This window comes from Streptomyces sp. NPDC005402, from assembly GCF_040606575.1.
Taxonomy (GTDB): Bacteria; Actinomycetota; Actinomycetes; order Streptomycetales; family Streptomycetaceae; genus Streptomyces.
Genome location: NZ_JBEXFB010000006.1, coordinates 419,052 through 438,902, shown reverse-complemented (window position 1 = coordinate 438,902; position 19,851 = coordinate 419,052). Strand labels below are relative to the sequence as shown.

Annotated in this window: 11 protein-coding genes; 6 read left to right on the top strand and 5 right to left on the bottom strand. The window is 72.9% G+C overall.

Annotated features, from left to right (window positions below):
- Positions 1-117: 117 nt before the first annotated feature.
- The 3 genes from ABZT02_RS14880 (at position 118) to ABZT02_RS14870 (ending at position 5,451) form a co-directional block, all read left to right on the top strand.
- Positions 118-1,626, top strand: coding sequence for a hypothetical protein (locus tag ABZT02_RS14880; RefSeq protein WP_356017868.1), 1,509 nt, complete (start codon positions 118-120; stop codon positions 1,624-1,626).
- Positions 1,623-3,563, top strand: coding sequence for a glycogen debranching N-terminal domain-containing protein (locus tag ABZT02_RS14875; protein WP_356017866.1), 1,941 nt, complete (start codon positions 1,623-1,625; stop codon positions 3,561-3,563). The genes ABZT02_RS14880 and ABZT02_RS14875 overlap by 4 nt, the downstream gene beginning before the upstream one ends.
- A gap of 157 nt (positions 3,564-3,720) precedes the next feature.
- Positions 3,721-5,451, top strand: a complete 1,731-nt coding sequence (locus ABZT02_RS14870) for a CDP-alcohol phosphatidyltransferase (protein WP_356017863.1) — start codon at positions 3,721-3,723, stop codon at positions 5,449-5,451.
- Between the two features lie 185 nt (positions 5,452-5,636).
- On the opposite strand, the gene ABZT02_RS14865 is transcribed toward ABZT02_RS14870, so the two are convergent.
- Entirely contained in the window at positions 5,637-6,467 is an 831-nt protein-coding gene (locus ABZT02_RS14865) for an alpha/beta hydrolase (protein WP_356017861.1), read from the bottom strand.
- Positions 6,468-6,730: 263 nt separating this feature from the next.
- A complete protein-coding gene (locus ABZT02_RS14860; RefSeq protein WP_356017858.1) occupies positions 6,731-7,879 on the bottom strand; it encodes a serine hydrolase domain-containing protein in 1,149 nt (382 codons plus the stop codon).
- 343 nt (positions 7,880-8,222) lie between these two features.
- On the opposite strand from ABZT02_RS14860, the gene ABZT02_RS14855 reads away from it, so the two are divergent.
- Complete coding sequence (locus ABZT02_RS14855) at positions 8,223-11,366, top strand: BTAD domain-containing putative transcriptional regulator (protein WP_356017856.1); 3,144 nt, start codon at positions 8,223-8,225, stop codon at positions 11,364-11,366.
- A gap of 125 nt (positions 11,367-11,491) precedes the next feature.
- Positions 11,492-12,073 carry a sigma-70 family RNA polymerase sigma factor gene (locus ABZT02_RS14850; RefSeq protein ID WP_356017854.1) on the top strand — a complete coding sequence of 194 codons (582 nt, stop codon included), beginning with the start codon at positions 11,492-11,494 and terminating at the stop codon, positions 12,071-12,073.
- Between the two features lie 121 nt (positions 12,074-12,194).
- On the opposite strand, the gene dusB is transcribed toward ABZT02_RS14850, so the two are convergent.
- Entirely contained in the window at positions 12,195-13,349 is a 1,155-nt protein-coding gene (gene dusB / locus ABZT02_RS14845; protein ID WP_356017852.1) for a tRNA dihydrouridine synthase DusB, read from the bottom strand.
- 96 nt (positions 13,350-13,445) lie between these two features.
- On the opposite strand from dusB, the gene ABZT02_RS14840 reads away from it, so the two are divergent.
- Positions 13,446-14,891, top strand: coding sequence for an MFS transporter (locus ABZT02_RS14840; protein WP_356017850.1), 1,446 nt, complete (start codon positions 13,446-13,448; stop codon positions 14,889-14,891).
- A 91-nt stretch (positions 14,892-14,982) separates the two neighbouring features.
- Here ABZT02_RS14840 and ABZT02_RS14835 read toward each other — a convergent pair whose 3' ends face one another.
- Positions 14,983-19,302: a cation-translocating P-type ATPase gene (locus ABZT02_RS14835; protein ID WP_356017848.1), complete on the bottom strand. Its 4,320-nt coding sequence runs from the start codon at positions 19,300-19,302 to the stop codon at positions 14,983-14,985.
- 9 nt (positions 19,303-19,311) lie between these two features.
- A complete protein-coding gene (locus tag ABZT02_RS14830) occupies positions 19,312-19,794 on the bottom strand; it encodes a hypothetical protein (protein ID WP_356017846.1) in 483 nt (160 codons plus the stop codon).
- Positions 19,795-19,851: the final 57 nt, after the last annotated feature.

Below are 19,851 nucleotides of genomic sequence, written 5' to 3'. Positions count from 1 at the left end.
CACCCCCTTGTGTTTCTCAACTCTGCATTACATATTGGGTTTTGCGTGTTAAATAGACGTAACCCTACGGTAGCCCTGACCGAACCGGTCAGCCACACGTCTTTCGGGGAGCCCCGAGTGGATCGCACTGCCCAGCTCATCACCCCTTCCGCGGAGCGCTCGATCGCATACGATCCGCCGGGGTCGTCACATCCCCTCCACGTCGGGGCGGCGAGGGTGCTGGAGGGCAACTGGACCGGCACCTCCACGGTTCCCTCACGCGGTCTGTACCCGCACCAGTGGTCCTGGGACTCCGCGTTCATCGCGATCGGCCTGCGCCATCTCTCACCACTGCGGGCGCAGACGGAGCTGGAGACCCTGTTGACGGCCCAGTGGGGCGACGGGCGCGTCCCGCACATCGTCTTCAACCCCTCCGTACCGCTCGACGCGTACTTCCCGAGCCCCGACTTCTGGCGCTCCTCGACCGCGGGGCGCTCGGCGGGCGCCCCGCGCACCGTACAGACGTCCGGCATCGTGCAGCCACCGGTCCACGCCCTGGCGGCGTGGCTGGTCCACCGCGCCGACCCCGGCCTGTCCCGGGCACGCGGCTTCCTCGCCCGGGTGTACCCGCGTCTGGCCGCCTGGCACCGCTATCTCCTGCACAGCAGGGACCTGGGCGGCGGCGGTCTCGCCTCCGTCGTGCACCCCTGGGAACAGGGTATGGACAACAGCCCCGCCTGGGACCTCCCGCTCTCCCGCGTCACACCGGCCCCGGCCCGCTCCTTCCGCCGCGCCGACCTCGACCACGGAGCCGCCGAGGACCGGCCGACGGACCTGGACTACGGACGGTACGTACGGCTGGCGACCGACTACCGGGACGCCGGTTACAGGGACGGGTCGGGCGGGGGGCGTGGTGCCGGGTCGGGCGGGGGGCGTGGTGGCGGCGGCGGAGAGTTCGCCGTCGAGGACCCCGCCTTCAACGCCCTGCTCATCGCCTCCGAGCACGCCCTCGCCCGGATCGCCGCCGAGCTGGGCGCGCCCGGCACCGCCCGGCACGCACGCGCGGAGCGGCTCACGGCGGCCCTGGTCGAGCGGCTGTGGGATCCGGCGAGCGGCATGTTCCTGTGCCGGGACCTGCGGGCGCCCGCCCCGGACGGGCGCGGCACCCTGATCCCCGAGCGTGGCGTGTCCGGCCTGGTCCCGCTGCTGCTCCCCGGCCTCCCGCGGGACACCGTCCGGGCGCTCCTGCATACCGTGTCCGGCCCCCACTTCGGACTCGGCACCACCACCCGCCTCCCTCCGAGCCACGACCTCCTCGGCGAGGCCTTCGACCCGCACCGCTACTGGCGCGGCCCGGCCTGGTTCAACACCGCCTGGCTGCTGGAGCGCGGGCTGCGCACCCACGGCGAGCACCGGCGGGCCGACGCGCTGCGCGCGTCGGTGCTCGAACTCGCCGAGGCCACCGACTTCGCGGAGTACGTCGACCCGCACACCGGCGAGGCCTGCGGGGCGACCGGCTTCAGCTGGACCGCCGCGCTCGCGCTCGACCTGCTGCACAGCGACACCCAGGTCACGAACGACATCACGGTCTCGAACGACACGACAGGCATGGCGGACATGGGGCTCAAGGGAGGGGACCGGCGATGACGGACCGGCATCATCTGCTCGTACACGGCGAGACGTTCGCCGCCGTGGGTGACGGCGGGGACATCAGCGGCGTCCGGGGCGGCGGCAGCTCCCCGGACGGACTGTTCGTACGCGACGCCCGGCATCTGAGCCGCTGGCAGCTCACGGTCGACGGCGCCATGCCCGAAGCCCTGTCACCGGTCGCCGACGGCGACACCGCGCGCTGTGTCCTGGTCCCGCGCGGCGGCCGCCAGGAACCCCCCGCGCACACCCTCTTCCGTGAACAGGCGGTGGGGGACGGCTCGTTCGTCGAGTCCCTGCGGGTCACCAGCAACCGCCCGGTGCCGACGACGGTCCGGCTCGCGATCACCGCGGACGCCGACTTCGCCGACCAGTTCGAACTCCGCTCCGACCACCGCACCTACACCAAGACCGGCGCCACCCGCTCCCGCGAAGTCCGCGAGGACGGCGTGGAGTTCGGCTACCAGCGCCGCGAATGGCGGTCCTGTACGACGGTGACGGCCGACCCCGCCCCGGACGGCGTGGAGGAGACGGGCACCGGGGCCAGGCGCCTGGTCTGGACGCTCGACCTGGAACCGCACGGCACGGCCGAGCTGATCCTGCGGGTGTTGGCCCGCCCGCACGGCGACAAGCGGGCCCGCCGGGTACCGAGCTCCCCCGCCGCCCTGAACCGCCGACTCCTGGCCATGGAGGGCGAGTTCGTGGAGGGCGTCGCCTTCCCGACCGGCTGGCCGGAGCTGGCGGCCGCCTGCGCCCGCGGCCTCGCCGACCTCGCCTCGCTCCAGGTCCCGGCGACCGGCCCGGACGGCGAGGAACTGCGCGTCCCGGCCGCCGGAGCCCCCTGGTTCCTGACCCTGCTCGGCCGGGACGCCCTCCTCACCTCGCTCTTCGCCCTCCCCTACCGCCCCCAGCTGGCCGCCGCCACCCTCCCCGCGCTCGCCGCGACCCAGGCCACCGAGACCGGCACGGCCTCCGTGGCCCAGCCCGGCAAGATCGTGCACGAGGTACGGCAGGGGGAGCTCGCGCACTTCGAGCAGGTGCCGTACGGCCGCTACTACGGCTCGGTCGACGCGACCCCGCTGTTCCTCGTCCTGCTCGGCGCGTACGTGGAACACACCGGGGACGTCACGCTCGCCCGGCGTCTGGAGTCCCACGCCCGCGCCGCGATCGGCTGGATGCTCGACCACGGCGGCCTCACCTCGCGCGGCTATCTCGTCTACCGCGCCGACCAGGGCGGCCTCGCCAACCAGAACTGGAAGGACTCCCCCGGCGCGATCTGCGGCGCCGACGGGACGCGGGCGAGCGGGCCGGTGACTGCGGCGGGCGCCCAGGGCTACGCGTACGACGCGCTGCGCAGGACCGCCTGGGTCGCGCGCACGGTGTGGGAGGACGAGACCTACGCGGCACTCCTCGAACAGGCCGCGGCGGATCTGCGGGACCGGTTCCAGCGGGACTTCTGGATGCCGGACCGTGCCTTCCCCGCGCTCGCACTGGACGGCGAGGGCCGGCAGGTCGACGCGCTGGCCTCGGACGCCGGGCATCTGCTGTGGTCCGGGCTGCTCGACAAGGAGTACGGGGAGTCGGTGGGGCGGCGGTTACTGGAGCCGGACTTCTTCTCCGGGTGGGGGGTTCGGACCCTGGCGGCCGGACAGGGGGCGTATCACCCGCTGTCGTATCACCGGGGATCGGTGTGGCCGCACGACAACGCGTTGATCACGCTGGGTCTTGCCCGGTACGGGTTGCACGACGAGGCGCGGGCGGTGGCGCACGGGCTGGTGGACGCGGCGACGGCCACCGGGCACCGGCTGCCGGAGGTTCTGGCGGGGTACGGGCGGGAGTCCCACGGCGAGCCGGTGCCGTATCCGCACGCGTGTGTGCGGGAAGCACGGTCCGCCGCGGCGCCGCTCGCGTTGTTGACGGCGGTGGGTGGTGCGTGAGCGCGGGGGCCGGAATCTGACCGTTGACCAAGCGTTGGGCCGGTGTTTGCCCTGGGGCGTGAACTGACGGGCTGAGCGCTCCGTACGGGACTGTGGCGGATTCCGGGACCCCCTATCGGGTCCGCCTTCCACCAGGACCGTATGGAAGGACCCTCGGGTGTCCGAGACCCTTGCAGAGAGCACGTCGCCCGAGGCCGAGGCGGCGGGTGCGGACAGCCCGCCGGCCGGGAAGCGGTCCTGGCGGGACGCGCACCCCGCCGCCGTACGCAACACGCGGTGGGCCCTCAACATCCTCGCCGCCCTTCTCGTCCTCGGGGCCCTGCTCCTGCCGAACAAGGTCACCCATCTGCACCTGCGGGAGTTCGTGCGGCTTCCGGCGGAGGCGATCCTCGGGGCGGCCCTGGCACTGGCGCTGCCACGTCGGCCGCGGCTGGCGCTGGCCGTGGTGTCCGGCGCGGGGCTCGGGGTGATGACGATCCTGAACCTGCTCGACATGGGGTTCAACGACTACCTCGGGCGGCCCTTCAACCCCGTCCTGGACTGGGAGCTGCTCGACGACGCGCAGTCCTACGTCGCGGACTCGATGGGCGGGGCCGTGGCGGTCGGCGCGGCGGTCGGCGCGGTCGTCCTCGTGCTCCTGCTGGTGGCCGTCATGACGCTGGCGATGGTCCGGCTGAGCGGGCTGCTGGTTCTGGACCGCCGGGTCGCCACCCGGGGAACCCTTCTCGCCGCCACCGTCTGGGTCACCTGCTACGCGCTCGGTCTCCAGGTCTTCGGCACCCCGCTGGCCTCCGAGCACACCGCCTCGCTCACCGCGCTCCAGGCCAAGCAGGTGGTGCAGACCGTGCGAGACGAGGCGACCTTCGAGAAGGTGGCCAAGGTCGACGCGTTCGGGAACACGCCGGGCGCCCAGCTGGTGCCCGACCTGCGCGGCAAGGACATGATCTTCACCTTCATCGAGAGCTACGGCCGCAGCGCCGTCGAGGACCCGGCCATCGCGCCCGGGGTCGACAAGACCCTCGCCACGAGCACCGCGGCCCTCACGAAGGCGGGCTTCCACGCGAAGAGCGGCTGGCTGACCTCGGCGACGTACGGCGGCAGCAGCTGGCTCGGCCACTCGACGACCCTGTCCGGCCTGTGGATCGACAACCAGCAGCGCTACCGCACGGTCATGGCCAGTGACCACCTCAGCCTCACCAAGGCCTTCAAGAAGACCGGCGACTGGGACACGGTCGGGGTGATGCCGGGCGTCCAGAAGGGCTGGCCCGAACAGAAGTACTACGGCCTCGACAAGGTCTACAACGCCTTCCAACTCGGTTACCAGGGGCCGAAGTTCAGCTGGTCGACGATGCCCGACCAGTACGCGCTGGAGGCGTACCAGCGCCAGGTCCACGGCAAGAAGCGCGACAAGCCGCTGATGTCCGAGATCATCCTCACCTCCAGCCACCAGCCCTGGGCGCCCATCCCGAAGATGGTCGACTGGGACGACCTGGGCGACGGCTCGGTCTTCAAGGCCATCCAGAAGGCGGGCACCAAGCCGTCGGAGATCATCGCCGACTCCACCCGCTCCAAGCAGGAGTACGGCAAGTCCATCTCGTACTCGGTGACGTCACTGACCCAGTGGCTGGAGCGCTACGGCAGCGACGACACGGTCCTCGTCTTCCTCGGCGACCACCAGCCGATCGCCCGGGTCAGCGGCGAGAACGCCAGCCGTGACGTACCGATCTCGATCATCGCCAAGGACCCGAAGGTCCTCGACAAGATCGCGTCCTGGAACTGGACGGACGGCCTGAAGCCGGCCCACAACGCCCCGGTCTGGAAGATGAGCTCCTTCCGGGACCGCTTCCTGACGGCGTACGGCTCGACTCCGCACCCGTCGAAGGGGTGACGCTTCGCGGGGTGCCGGGTCGGGTTGCGGGTGGCCGGCGCGAACGCACGCGCGCCCGTGCGCCCCGCCGCCGTGGAACCGGCGACGGGGCGTGGGGCCACAGCAGGCCGTGGGGCGCGCCGTCGATGACGACGTAAGAAACGCGGTGGGTGGTGAAGTGCCCGGCCGGGCACGGCTCGTGTCGGTCAGCGGACCGTGCGGGCGGCGCGGTCCACGATGCGGGCGACGGAGTCGGGGCGGGACACCGGCACCGCGTGCGACGCGTGGATGACCGTGGTGCGGGCCCCGGCCCGGGCCGACATGTAACGCTGGGCGGCCTCAGGGATGTTGAGGTCCTCCGTGGTCACCAGGGACCAGGAGGGGATCGTCTTCCAGGCGGCCTTCGTCGACTTCTCCTCCAGCGCGGCGGCGGCGATCGGGCGCTGTCCTGCGGCCATGAGCCGGGCCTTGTCCGCCGGCACGTCCGCGGCGAACTGGCCGCGGAACTTCTCCGCCTTGATGTACACGTCCGCGCCCTGACTGCCGTCGGGCAGTGTGTAGTTGACGGACTCGATCGCCTGGCCGAGGGTGCTGCCGGGGAACTTGTTCGTCAGCCCGAGCGAGCTCTCGCCGGTGTCGGGCAGGAACGCGGCGATGTAGACGAGTGCCTTCACCTTGCCCTCCAGGCCCACCGCGGCCTGGCTGATGACGGTGCCGCCGTAGGAATGGCCCACCAGGACCACGGGCCCGTCGATGTGGTCGACGACGCTGCGCAGGTAGGCGGCATCGGTCGCCGGACCGCGCAGCGGGTTGGCCGCGGACACCACGGGGTAGCCCGCCCGCTGCAGCCGCGTGACGACGCCGTCCCAGCTCGCGGCGTCGGCGAACGCCCCGTGCTCCAGCACGATCGTCGGTCGTTCCGGGCGCAGGGGCGCCGCACTGGTCGCCCCGGGCAGGGTGACGGCGGCCACGGACAGCCCTGCGGCCGCTGTGACACCGAGCAGGGTGGATCTGCGGCTGAGAAGGGTGATGCGCATGGGAAACGTCCTTTTTCCTTGGCCGTGGCCCTGACCGGGCCCGGCGAGAGGGGGCGGTGCGTTCGAGGGACGAAGCACCGCGTTCGGAGAGGGGTGGGCGGCGTGTCGCAGCGGCGAGAAGGGCGACTGTCCGGCTACGGCCCCACCTGGGCCTGGAGCACCCGCCACCCCGGCTGCCGGGGTGGCGTGTCCTGCGTCCTGTCCTACGACGGCGGGACCGGCTCGGTTCACCCCGAGAACGGCGCTGTTCGCTCAGTCCGTGCTCAGGTCGTGGAGTCCAGGACTTCGTAGACGTGCCTCAGGTAGCTGTGGGTGCGCTCCGAGCCGAGGATGCCGTCGCCCAGCCGGTTCATCGTGTACGAGAACGTGACGCGCCGGTCGAGGTCCATCAGGACGATCGATCCGCCCCGGCCGACCCAGAAGCAGACCCTCCCGGTGGGCAGGTGCGGCATCGTCCGCGCGTCGGCGAGCGCGAAGCCCATGCCCCAGCGCACGGGAACACCCAGGAACAGGTCGACCCCGTCGGCCTGCACGTCGAGGACCTGGTCCACCGTGTCCGCGGAGAGGAGCCGGCGGCCGTTCACCTGGCCGCGTCGCGAGATCACGGAGAGGGCGCGGGCCATACCGCGTGCGTTGCCGTGGCCGTTGACGGCTCCGAGTTCGGCACGGCGCCACTGCGGGGTGTCGACGTGCTCGTCCCGGGCGGGGCTGCCGAGCAGCGTCCTGGTGAAGATCCCCTCGGGATCCAGGCCGGCGGGTATCCCGGAGAGCTGCGACGGGGCCACCAGTTCGGCGATACGCGGCCAGTCGGTCTGCCGCGCACCGATCTGGACGTCGGCCTGGGACGGCTCGGCGATCTCGGTGTCGACGAACTCGGTCAGGGTCCGGCCGCTGACCCGCCGGACCAGCTCTCCTATCAGCTGCCCCTGCGTCTGCACGTGGTAGCCCGAGGCACTGCCCGGCTCCCACCAGGGCGCCTGCGCGGCCAGCCGGGCGCTCGCGGTCGGCCAGTCGTACAGGTCGTCCACGGTGAAGGGCTGCTGCCAGCCCGAGAGCCCCGAGGTGTGGGCCAGGACATGCCGCACCTCGATGTCCTGCTTGCCCTGGGCGGCGAATTCGGGCCAGTAGTGCGCGACCGGGCGGTGCGGATCGAGTGCGCCCCGGTCGACGAGGACGAGGGCCGCCAGACTGCTGAGGGTCTTGGTGGTCGACCACAGGCTGACCAACGTGTCCTCGCGCCACTGAGCGGTCCGCGCCGCGTCGGTGTGCCCGCCCCACAGATCGACTTCCATGACGCCGTCGACGTCGACGGCGATCGACGCCCCCAGTTCCTCGCCGGACTCCAGGTGCGCTGCCAGCGCCGCTCGGACCGGTTCGAACCGTGCGGTGCTCGTTCCTTCGACGGTGACCATGACTTTTCCCCACTCGTGACGACGACCGTTCGGTCACACAACGGCAGGGACCTCACGCCGGTTCACACCAGTCGCGGATGGATCGGTCGACGTCCGGCGCCGTGTGGAGCCGCACAGAGCCATGGGGCGCCGCCTGCGACGTCGTCGCGCGGAGGGGCTCCTGCTAATGTCCTGTCCGGTATGCGGGCAGCGGACGACGGGGTCCTCGCCGCTCCGGACACCCGCACCGGCCCACCCCCATCTCGGCGGACAGCGCACCGCGACGAAGGTCGCGCGGATGTCCGCACGGGCCGGCGCCCGGTTTCCGTGGTGGCGCCGTCGAGCGGGATTCCGGGTGGATGCGATGACAGCTGTGGGGCAGGGGCTCGACTTCGGGCTGCTGGGTCCGCTGGTGGTACGGCGGGCGGGCGTGGTCCTCGATCCGGGTCGGCGCAGGCAGCGACTGCTGCTGATCCGCCTGCTGCTCGCCGACGGCCGGGCGGTCGCGCCCCAGACGCTGTGCGAGGAACTGTGGCCGCAGCAGCCGGGGCGGAACCCGGGCGGAGCGGTGAACTCCCTGCACGCCCACGTCAGCAAGCTGCGCGCGGTCCTGGAACCCCGGCATCTGCGTCGGCACGGCACCTTGGAACTGCTGGTCACCGAGCCTCTGGGCTACGCCCTGCGGGTGCCGCCCGAGAGCCGGGACACCGTACGCTTCGAGCGGTCCCTCGCCCGGGCGCGCCTGTTCATGGACCAGGGCCGGCCCGAACGCGTCGCCGAAGAGGCGCAAAGCGCCCTGGAGTTGTGGCGTGGCACCGCGTTCGCCGACGCGGCGCACCACCTGTTCGCCGCCCAGGAGACAGCCCGCCTGGAAGAACTGCGGCAGACCGCACGCGAGATCCGCACCACCGCACTGCTCATGCGAGGACGGATCACCGAAGCCCTGGACGCGGCGCAGGAGTTGACCACGGCACATCCCCTGCGGGAAACCGGCTGGGCCCTGCTGCTGCGCGCCCTGTACCTCGCCGGCCGGCACCCCGAAGCGCTTCAGCGCTACACCGAACTGCGCCGGCACCTCGCAGACGAGCTCGGCCTCGAACCCGGCCCGCCCCTGCGCGCCCTGCACCAGGGCATCCTCCACCACGACCTGCCACCCCTTCACCCAGCCGGTGAGCCGAACGGATGCGGCGCGGCGTCCGTCCCCGGCGGGGGCACCGAGCAGGACTGCGATCCGATCGGGCCGGGCAGGTCCGGGGGGCCGGACCAGGGCGAGTCAGCTGGGCCCGCCGGCCCGGCCGCCGGCGACACGGCCGACCGGTCCGACACGGCCGGCCGGTCCGACGCACGGCGCGCCCCTGCCCGGGAGGAGGAAACCACGCCGTCGCCCCTGGCGCGTCCGGCTCAACTGCCCGGCAGCCTCCCGGTGTTCGCGGGACGGGACGCCGAGGGTGCGTGGCTGTCGGCCGTGAGCGGTGCGCCGGACCGGCCCGGACCGACGGCTGCCTCCGTCGTCGTCATCAGCGGTACTCCCGGTGTCGGCAAGACCACCTTCGCCGTCCACCACGCCCACCGCATCGCCTCGTCCTTCCCCGACGGACAGCTTTTCGTCAACCTGTGCGGATTCCACCCGCACGCACCCGCCGTGGACCCCGGCACCGTTCTGCACGGCTTTCTCACCGCCCTCGGCGTTCCCGCGCAGCGCATCCCGGAGGACACCCCGGCCCGCGGCTCGCTCTTCCGCAGCCTCCTCGCCGACCGGCGGATCCTCCTGGTCCTGGACAACGCCCGTGACGAGCAGCAGGTACGCCCCCTGCTCCCGGCGGGAGCGGGCTGCCTCACCCTGATCACGAGCCGCAACCAGCTTCCCGGCCTGATCACCACCGACGGCGCCAAACCCCTCACGCTCGCGCTGCCCTCACAGACCGAGGCCCACCAAGCCCTCGAACGACGCCTGGGAAGCGAGAGACTGGCCGCCGAGCCCACCGCCACCACCGAGATCATCCGCCTGTGCGGACGACTCCCCCTGGCCATGGCCGTGGTCGCCGCCCGCGCCGAACTCGACCCGTCCTTCCCCCTGCACGCCCTGGTCGACGACCTGCGGGACACCCACGGCGACCTCGACGCGTTCACCGGCTTCGACAGCGGGACCGACGTGCGCGCCGTCTTCTCCTGGTCCTACCGGTCCCTGGACGAGCACGCCGCCCGGCTCTTCCGCTTCCTGGCCCTGCACCCCGGCCCCGACATCACGGCCCCCGCCGCCGCCGGCCTCGTCGGCCTCCCCCTCACCCGGACCCGCCGCGCACTCGCCGCCCTGACCGGTTCCTGCCTCGTGGAACAACCACTGCCCGGCCGCTACGGCCTGCACGACCTCCTTCGCAGCTACGCCGGCGAACTCACCCGGATCCACGACACCGCCCAGGAACGCCACCAGGCCACCCTGCGGGTCCTGGACCACTACATGTTCACCGCCTACGAGGCCAACCAGCTCCTCAAGCAGGACACCACGGCCGAACTCGACCTCGGGGCGCCCGGCCCGGGCGTCACCCCGGAGAAGTTCACCGGCGCCAAGCAGGCGACCAGGTGGTTCACCGCCGAGCACCGGGTGCTGACCGGCCTGCTCCAGTCCGCCGTGAGCCAGCGGCTCGACCACCACACCACCGGGCTGGCCTGGTCGCTCAAGGAACACCTCCAACGCCAGGAGTTCTGGCCCGAGGCCATCACCGCGCTGACCCCCGCCCTCGAAGTGGCCCGGCGCCGGGGCGACCGGCTCGAAGAGGGCCGTTGCCTGCGCCATCTCGGCAGCATCCACGGCTATCTCGGCCACCAGGAAGAAGCCCTGCGGCACCTGCGACGCGCCACGACGATCTTCGAGCAGCTCGACGCGACCGGCGAACAGGCGCGGGCCCACTACGTCATGGCGTGCGCGCTGTTCCTGTTCGGCCGGGTCCAGGACGCCGTGGCGTTCTCCGAGCGGGGACTGGAGCTGTCCCGGGAGACCGGTGAGGAGTTGTGGCTGGCCGAGTGCCTTCTCGAACTCGCCTGGTTTTACGCCAACCTGGGGCGGTTGGAGAAGAGCCTTCAGTACAGCGAGGAGGGCATCGCCCTGTTCCAGCGCCTGGACGCGCCGTGGCAGCTGGCCCAGGGGTGGGACATCGTGGGCCACACCCTCCGCGCCCTCGGCCGTTACGAGGAATCGGTGGCCACCTATCAGCGGGCCACGCGGGCGTTCGAGGAACTGGGCGATCACAGGAACGCCATCGGCACTCTGATGCGGCTCGGGGACACCCGGCTGGCCCAGGGCGACCGGGAAGGCGCACGGGCGGACTGGGTCAAGGCTCTCGAGAACGCCGACGAGCGAGCCATGCGTCACAGCGCCCAGCAGGTCCGCGACCGGCTCACCGCCCTGGACATGGACGCGGACCCCACGCCCACGGTGCCGGAGAGGGCGGCGGGAAGCCATCGCCTCCCGGTCCCGCACAGCGATGGCCCTGCGGGTCACTACAGCTAGACACCGAGAGGCACGACAAGAAGACGACAAGGTTCGGCCAAGGGCCCCCCACGAGTGTTGAGCCACTCGACCGCGCAGGCGGGAGAGCAGGCCACACAACACTTGAACAGGAACGGGCACCACCCATGAACGGGATCATGGAAGCGGGGACCACCACCCTCGCTCCGCCTCGGGCGCACACCCCGCACGTCACACCGGACGCCGACTGCGACGCCTTCGTACGAGACGTCTACGACCGGTACGGGCCTCTGCTCGTCCGGTACGCCATGCGGCTGCTCGACGGCGACTGGCACAAGGCGGAGGACATTTTCCAGGAGACCGCGGCCCGTGCCTGGAAGCACGGCCAGTTCCTGGGCACCCGCGACGACCACGTTCGGCCATGGCTGTTCACGGTGGCGAGGAACCTCGTCATCGACCACCATCGGGCCCGGCGGAACCGGCCGCTGGAGCTCATGCCGGTCGAGGACCTCGACGCGTCCTGGGACAGCACGGAGTCCACGATCACCACCCATGCGGTGCTGAAGGCCCTGCGGGAACTGAACGAGCAGCAGCGAACCGTCATCCGCCTCATGTACTACCTGGAATGCAGCGTGGCCCAGGCTGCCGAGCACCTCGGCGTCCCGCCCGGCACCGTGAAGAGCCGCGCCTTCTACGCCGTGCGGGCACTGCGCAAGGCGCTGGAGAAGCAGGGTGTTCTCGCGGGGTAGCCACGGCGGCGCCGAAACCCGTCCGTCCACTCCGGCCGCACAGGCCGCCGCAGGCGTTCAGGGGCGCGGGGAACTGCGCGACAACACTCGCGCCCACCGAACCGCACGGCATCAGCCCACCTCAGCCGCCGGACGTGTCCAGCTCCGCGTCCTCCCCGACCCCCGCGCAGTCGTACGGGTCCTTCAGCCAGCCGTCCGGCAGGACCACCCGGTTGTTGCCGGAGGTACGGCCGCGCGGCCCGTCCGCACCGACCGGCCAGGGCTGGTCGAGGTCCAACTCGTCCAGGCCCGACCGGAGTTCCGACAGCGACGACGTGATCGCGAGCCGCTTGCGCATCTCGCTGCCGACGGCGAAGCCCTTCAGGTACCAGGCCACGTGCTTGCGGAAGTCGATGACCCCGCGGGACTCGTCCCCGATCCACTCACCGAGCAGCGTGGCGTGCCGGACCATGACGTCGGCCACCTCACGCAACGAAGGCCGCGCGATGTCGTCCGTGCGTCCCTCGAACGCCGCCACCAGGTCCGCGAACAGCCACGGCCGCCCCAGGCATCCCCGCCCCACGACCACCCCGTCGCACCCGGTCTCCCGCACCATCCGCAGCGCGTCCTCCGCCGACCAGATGTCGCCGTTGCCGAGCACGGGGATCTCCGGTACATGCTCCTTGAGCCGCGCGATCGCGTCCCAGTCCGCCGTGCCGCCGTAGTGCTGGGCCGCGGTACGACCGTGCAGCGCGATGGAGGTGACGCCCTCCTCGACCGCGATCCGCCCCGCGTCCAGATACGTGATGTGATCGTCGTCGATCCCCTTGCGCATCTTCATCGTGACCGGCAGGTCCCCGGCGCCGCTCACGGCCTCGCGCAGGATCGCCCGGAGCAGCGGACGCTTGAAGGGCAGCGCCGAACCGCCGCCCTTCCGCGTCACCTTCGGCACCGGGCACCCGAAGTTCAGGTCGATGTGGTCGGCGAGATCCTCCTCCGCGATCATGCGGACGGCCTTGCCGACGGTGGCGGGGTCGACGCCGTACAGCTGGATCGAACGAGGCTTCTCGCTCTCGTCGAAGCGGATCAGCTGCATGGTCTTCTCGTTGCGCTCGACCAGCGCCCGGGTCGTGATCATCTCGCTGACGAACAGCCCCTTGCCCCCGCTGAACTCCCGGCACAGGGTGCGGAAGGGCGCGTTGGTGATCCCGGCCATGGGAGCCAGGACGACAGGCGGCTGAACGGTGTGCGGGCCGATCCGCAGGGGCGTGTTCTCGGTGAGCGCGGTCGTGGACATTCCCCCATTGTCACGTACGGCGCGGGGTACCCGTACATCGATCATGTAGCGACCATTAGTTAGACGCACTATCGAAATCGGCGTACGATGACCCGCATGCCCGAGCTCAGTCATCGCCGACGCATGCTGGTGCTCGCGATCTGCTGTATGAGCCTTCTGATCGTGAGCCTCGACACCACCGCCCTCAACGTCGCCCTGCCCTCGATGCAGCGGGGCCTGGACGCGAGCACGGCGGGCCTCCAGTGGACGATCGACGCGTACACCCTCGTCCTCGCCTCCCTGCTGATGCTGGCCGGCTCGACGGCCGACCGGATCGGTCGCAAGCGCGTCTTCATGGCGGGCCTCGTCGTCTTCACGATCGGCTCCGCGCTGTGCTCCGCCGCGCCCGGCCTGGAGGCGCTGATCGCGTTCCGGATGGTGCAGGCGGTCGGCGGTTCGATGCTCAACCCGGTCGCGATGTCGATCATCACCAACACCTTCACGGACCCGCGCGAGCGGGCGCGGGCGATCGGGGTGTGGGGCGCGGTCGTCGGCATCTCCATGGCCGCGGGACCGCTGGTGGGCGGGGTGCTCGTGGACTCGGTCGGCTGGCGCTCGATCTTCTGGGTCAACCTGCCGGTGGGGCTCGCGGCCCTGCTGTTCACCCTGCGGTACGTCCCCGAGTCCCGGGCGCCCAGGGCCCGCCGCCCCGACCCGGTCGGACAGCTCCTGGTGATCGCGCTGTTCGGCTCGCTGACGTACGCGATCATCGAGGCGCCGGCCTCGGGCTTCTCGTACGTCCTGCCCTTCGCCGTGGTGGCCGTTCTCGCGCTGGCGGGCCTCCTCTGGTACGAGCCCCGGCGTGACGAGCCCCTCATCGACCTGCGCTTCTTCCGGTCCGCGCCGTTCAGCGGGGCGACGGTGATCGCGATCAGCGCGTTCGCGGGTCTGGGCGGGTTCCTGTTCCTGTCGACGCTGTACCTGCAGAACGTGCGCGGGCTGGACGCGCTGCACGCGGGCCTGTGGATGCTGCCGATGGCCGTGCCGATGTTCCTGTTCGCGCCCCTCGCCGGGCGGCTGGTGGGAAGTCGCGGGCCGCGGCTGCCGCTCGTGATCGCGGGGGTCATGATGACGGCGAGCGGGGTGCTGTTCGCAGCCTTCGACGCGGAGACGTCGAACGTGACGTTGTTCCTCGGGTACGTGCTGTTCGGGATCGGGTTCGGGCTGGTCAACGCGCCGATCACGAACACGGCGGTGTCGGGGATGCCGCGCGCCCAGGCGGGGGTCGCGGCGGCTGTCGCGTCCACGAGCCGGCAGCTCGGGCAGACGCTCGGGGTCGCGGTGATCGGGGCGGTACTGGCCTCGGGCGTCGGATCGTCGTCGTACAGGGAGGGTTTCGTGTCCGCTGCCGTGCCGGGGTGGTGGATTCTGGCCGGGTGCGGGGTCGCGGTGCTGGTGCTGGGGGCCGTGACGAGTGGGGCCTGGGCTCGACGGACTGCTGAGCGTACGGCTGAGCGGCTGGAGTCGGTGGAGGTTCGCGAGGCGGCGGGGGTCAGCGCGTAGTTCGGCGGGGGCCGGCCGGTGGGGGCTGGTCGCGCCCACGCGGCGGTAGCCGCATATCGATACAGCCCCGCGCCCCTGAGAGTCGGACACCTCAGCCCAGTCGACTCAGTACCGTTCGCTCCAGCGCGGGTAGAAACTTCTGACCCGTCACCGCCAGCATGATCGCCGCCGCCACCCCCGCCCACGCCACCGGCCCCAGCGGGGTGCAGCCGAACACCCGGCTCACGCCCGGTGTCTCCACCAGCGCGAACAGCACGGCCGCCGAACCCAGGGACGTGAAGCGGACCAGGGGGCTCTCCCGGCGGTCCGCCCAGGTCTGGGCCAGCTGTGTGCCGACCACCGCGCACAACGCCATCGTCGTCGAGCGGCGGGCCGTGCCCGGGGTGAAGCGGCCGATGAGCCAGGCCACCGTGGCGCCGAGGCAGGTGGTGAGGGCGCGGTCGCGGATCTGGTGGGTCAGGGCGGTGCCGAGGACCGTGTCGACCGAGGGTTCGTCCTCCGTGGGTTTCTCCGTCGGCGTCACCGCCACCGCCATCGCCGGGAACAGGTCGGTGAAGAGGTTCACCAGGAGCATCTGGCGGGTGGACAGGGGGGCCGCGCCGGACAGGAGGGTGCCGAGGATGCCGAAGCCCACCTCGCCCGCGTTGCCGCCGATCAGGATGGCGATGGCGTCGGCCACGCTGTGCCACAGGGCGTGGCCCTCGCGGACGGCCTCGATGAGGACGGTGAGGTCGTCGCCGGTGAGGACGAGGTCGGCGGCGTTGCGGGCGGCGGCCGAGCCGCGGGCGCTGATGCCGACGCCGATGTCGGCGGCGCGGATGGCGGCCGCGTCGTTGGCGCCGTCGCCGACCATGCCGACGACCCGGCCCGCGTCCCTGAGGGCCTCCACGACCTGGAGCTTCTGCTCGGGCGCGACCCGGGCCACGACATCGGCGTCGCGCAGCATCCGGGAACGGGCCGAGCGGTCGGCGGCGGCCAGTTCGTCGCCGGTGACGACCGTGGCGTCCTCGGGCCAGCCGAGGTCGGTGGCGATGGCGTGAGCGGTCTGCGGGTGGTCGCCGGTGAGCACGACCGGCCGTACGCCCGCCTCACGCAGTCCGCGCACCAGGTCCGGGGAGGTCTCCCGGGCCACGTCGGCGAGGGCCAGCAGGCCCACGAACTCCAGGTCCCGCAAAGGCTCTTCGAGTGCGGTCTTCTCGTCGCCGTCGAGCGGACGCCGGGCCACCGCGAGGACGCGCAGGCCGTCGGCCGCCAGGGAGTGGGCGCGTTCGGAGGCGTCGGCGGGGAGGTCCGCGCAGGCGGGCAGGACGGTCTCCGGGGCGCCCTTGAGCACCAGGACCGGGGATTCGTCGCCCGGGTGTCCGACGGCGGCGGCGTAACCGCGGCCGGCCTCGAAGGGCAGGCCCTCCAGCTGGGTCCACTCCTCGTCGGGGGCGGCCGCGTCCAGGACGGCCTCGTCGGTGGCGTGGGCCGGGCGCTGCCCGGAGTCGCCGTCGAGCTGGGGGCAGGCGCGGGCCGCGATCCGCAGCGGGCCGTCCGCGTCGGGCTCGTCAGGGGTGTGGACGGTGCCGTGCGCGTCGGTGACCCGGACCAGGCGCAGCCGGTTCTCGGTGAGGGTGCCGGTCTTGTCGAAGCAGATGGTGTCCATGCGGCCCAGGGCCTCCAGGGTGCGCGGGGCGCGGACCAGGACGCCGTGCGCGCTGAGTCGGCGGGCGGCCGCCAGCTGCGCGACCGTGGCCACCAGCGGCAGCCCTTCCGGTACGGCGGCCACCGCGACCGCTACCCCGCCGCTGACCGCCTGCCGCAGGGGGGTGCCGCGTACCAGGGCGAGCCCGGTGACCGCGGCGCCGCCCGCCATCGTCAACGGCAGTGCCTTGCGGGTGAGTTCCTGGAGCCGGGCCTGGACTCCGGCGGCGGCCGGGTTACGGGCGGCGAGCGCGACGGCGCGGGCGGCCTCGGTGCGGTCGCCCGTGTCCACGACAACCGCGCGGGCGTTCCCGGCCACCACCGTCGTCCCCTCGAAGACCATGCAGTGCCGTTCGGCGACGGGGGCACGCGGGCTCGGGTCGGTGCGCTTGCCGACCGGGAGGGACTCCCCGGTCAGCGCGGACTCGTCGACCTCCAGGCCGTCCTCCCACAGCAGCCGGGCGTCGGCGGGCACGACGTCGTCCAGCGTGAGCTCGATGACGTCACCGGGGCTCAGCCCGGCGGCGTCGACGACATGCGGTTCCGCGTCGTCCTCGTCCGCGACCCGGGCCTTCTGCTTCTGCTGGGCGAGCAGCCCGGACAGGGCCCGCTCGGCGCGCAGCCGCTGGAGGCCGCCGACGAGCGCGTTCAGGTCGAGGGCGCCGACCACCAGCAGGGCGTCCATCGCGGACCCGAGGATCGCGGACGCGGCCGAACCGACCGCGAGGACCGGGGTGAGCGGGTCGTCCAGCTCCCCGCGCACGGCCCGGGCGAGCTGCGCGGACCACCGGGCGGGGGCCAGCACGGGCAGTCGTACGACGGTGTCGGCCGCGGTGCGGACCCGTGCGGTCGTCTGCTCGACGAGCGTCGGCTCCGGGGGCGCCTGCTGCTCCAGCCGGTCGCGTACGTCGTCCGGGTCCAGGGCGTGCCAGGCGACCCGGGGACGCGGGTGCGGGAGGCTCGTGGCGGCCACCCCGAGGGCGGCGCGGGTGCCGGTGAGAAGGGCGGCGGCCGCGGCCGCGTCGACGGGTGCGTGCCGCAGGCCGGGGAGTGCCGTACCGCGTCCGCCGCGGCCCGACTCGCCGACGGCGACGAGGAGTCCGGACAGGGCGGCGCCCGAGCGGGCCAGGGTCTGGGAGCGACGGCCGACCGCGCGGGCCGCCGGTACGGCGGTCAACAGCCGCCAGACGTCCGGCAGTCCGTGCGGGGCGAGCACGTCGGCGCCCCAGGCGACCGCGCAGCCGCCGTCGGTGAGGGAGACGGCCACGTCACCGCGGAGGAGCCCGGCGACGGTGTCGGCGTCCTGGGGGCGGGCGATGGTGAGCACGCCACCGCCGCGCCCGTCCTCGCCCTCGCCGCCGTCGTCGTCGCGGAGTTGGTCGACGATGTCGCGCAACGGCCGCTCGGCGCTGACGACTTGGTCGGCGAGGCCGGTGAAGTCGGCCAGTGCGGGGTCGTCCACCACGACCACTCGCAGTCCCGCGCGCCGGGCCGCGTCCAGCACGGGCTCGGCCCAGGCGTCGGCGCCCGCGCCCGGGGTGCGCAGGGCGCTCGGGTGCAGGAGGACGGTTCCGACGGTCTCCAGCTGCCGCAGCCGGTCCGGGTCGCGCACCAGGACGCCGGAACGCGACAGGGCCGCGCTCAGTACGGCGTGGAAGGCGGCGGGACCGTAGCGCGCGGCCTTGGGGGAGCCCGCGAGGACGGCCTCCGCGGCCTCGGTCACGTCGTGCTTGACGAGCAGCGCGGCGACGGCACCCGCGATGCTGCCGGCCGAGGCGTGGCCGGCGTACTCCTGGGCGGGCGAGGGGCGCGGAGGCGGGCGCAGGGCCAGGTCGGCGGGCACGCTGTCCCGGTCGGGGACGCACAGCTCGTCGTGAACCGTCTCGAAGGCGGCCGTCCGTACCAGGGCCTCGGCCAGCTGGCAGGTGCGCAGGGTTCCGTCGAGCAGCAGGGAGGTGGGGCTGTGGCCGGCGCCGTGCACGGCGGCGTTCACGGCGGCCAGGACCACGTCCGTCCGCGCGTTCCCGAGCCGCCGTTGCAGCCGGCCCCGGAAGCGAGAGTTCTCCCGCAGCAACATCACCACCGCCGTCACCGGCCGCGGTGAGGCGGGCAGCCGCAGCGCGGACCCGGTGAACGCGGCGGCGGTCCCGACGGCGTCGGCGGCGAGCGCCAGGGCGGCGGTGCGCACGGAGCCGGGGTCACCGGGGTGGTCGAGCTCCTCGGCGTCCTGGTCGTCCGGCACCAGGCCGTACCGCTCGGCGAGCACCGAGGCCCGCTCCACGACCCGATCGGTGGCCGCTGCCTCCACCGCGGTCACGACGAGTCGCCCGAGACCCTCGTCCCAGTAGGCCAGAGCGACGTCGGGGTGCTCGGCGAGGGCGACGGCGAGACGGCGGGCGCGGTGTCCGGTAGGGGTGTGCTCTCCGTGCTCTCCGTACTCTCCGTGTTCCCCATGCTCTCCGTGCTCTCCGCGCACCGGCTCCGCTTCCGCGCGCAGGGGCAGATGGACGCGTTGGCCCGCTCGCCAGTGCGGGGGCGCTCCCGGGAGGGCCGCGCGGGCGACCCTCGTGGTGCGGGCCGCGAAGTCCGCGGTGCGTACGCCCGCCCGGGCCGTTCCGGCCACCGCTCCCGCGGCCGCGCCGACCGCGGCGGGGGCGCCCCTGGCGAGCAGGCGCGGGCCGGCCAGGACGAGTCCCGCGGCGGCCCTCGTGAGTCCTCGGTTCATCGCTCGTCCTCAGTCGCCGGGTCGGGACGCCGTCTCGTGCGGCGGGAGTTTGTCGGAGGGCGTACGGGCCGAGGGTGCGCCGGACGCCGACCGGGACGGCGTACCCGGTGCCGACGCGGACGACCTGCCCGGTGTGCCGTGGGACGACGCCAGGACCCGGGGGGTGGGCCGGCTCTCGTCGCCGGACTCCTCCCGCTCCCCCGGCCTCGGCTGTGTCAGCCACGCCACCGCCGCCCCGGTGACCGCGATGGGCCACTCCACGAGGCCCGCGACACCGAGCACCCCGGCCCCGGCGTACACCGCGAGCCGACGGCCGCGCGGGGACACCGCTCCGACCCGGTCCAGCGCGCCCTCGGCCACCCGGCCCACGGTCCCGGCCCCGGGCACCTTTCCCAGCACCGACACAGCAGCCCGCAACGGCTGCGGAAGCCCCTGCGACGGTGACGGTGAGCGGGACTCTGCTACCTGCTGCGACGACTTCTGCTCGGCCATGACGCGCCTCGCCTGTGGGGGGTCTTCTCTCCTGACCGCCCGGGTTCCCGAACTGCG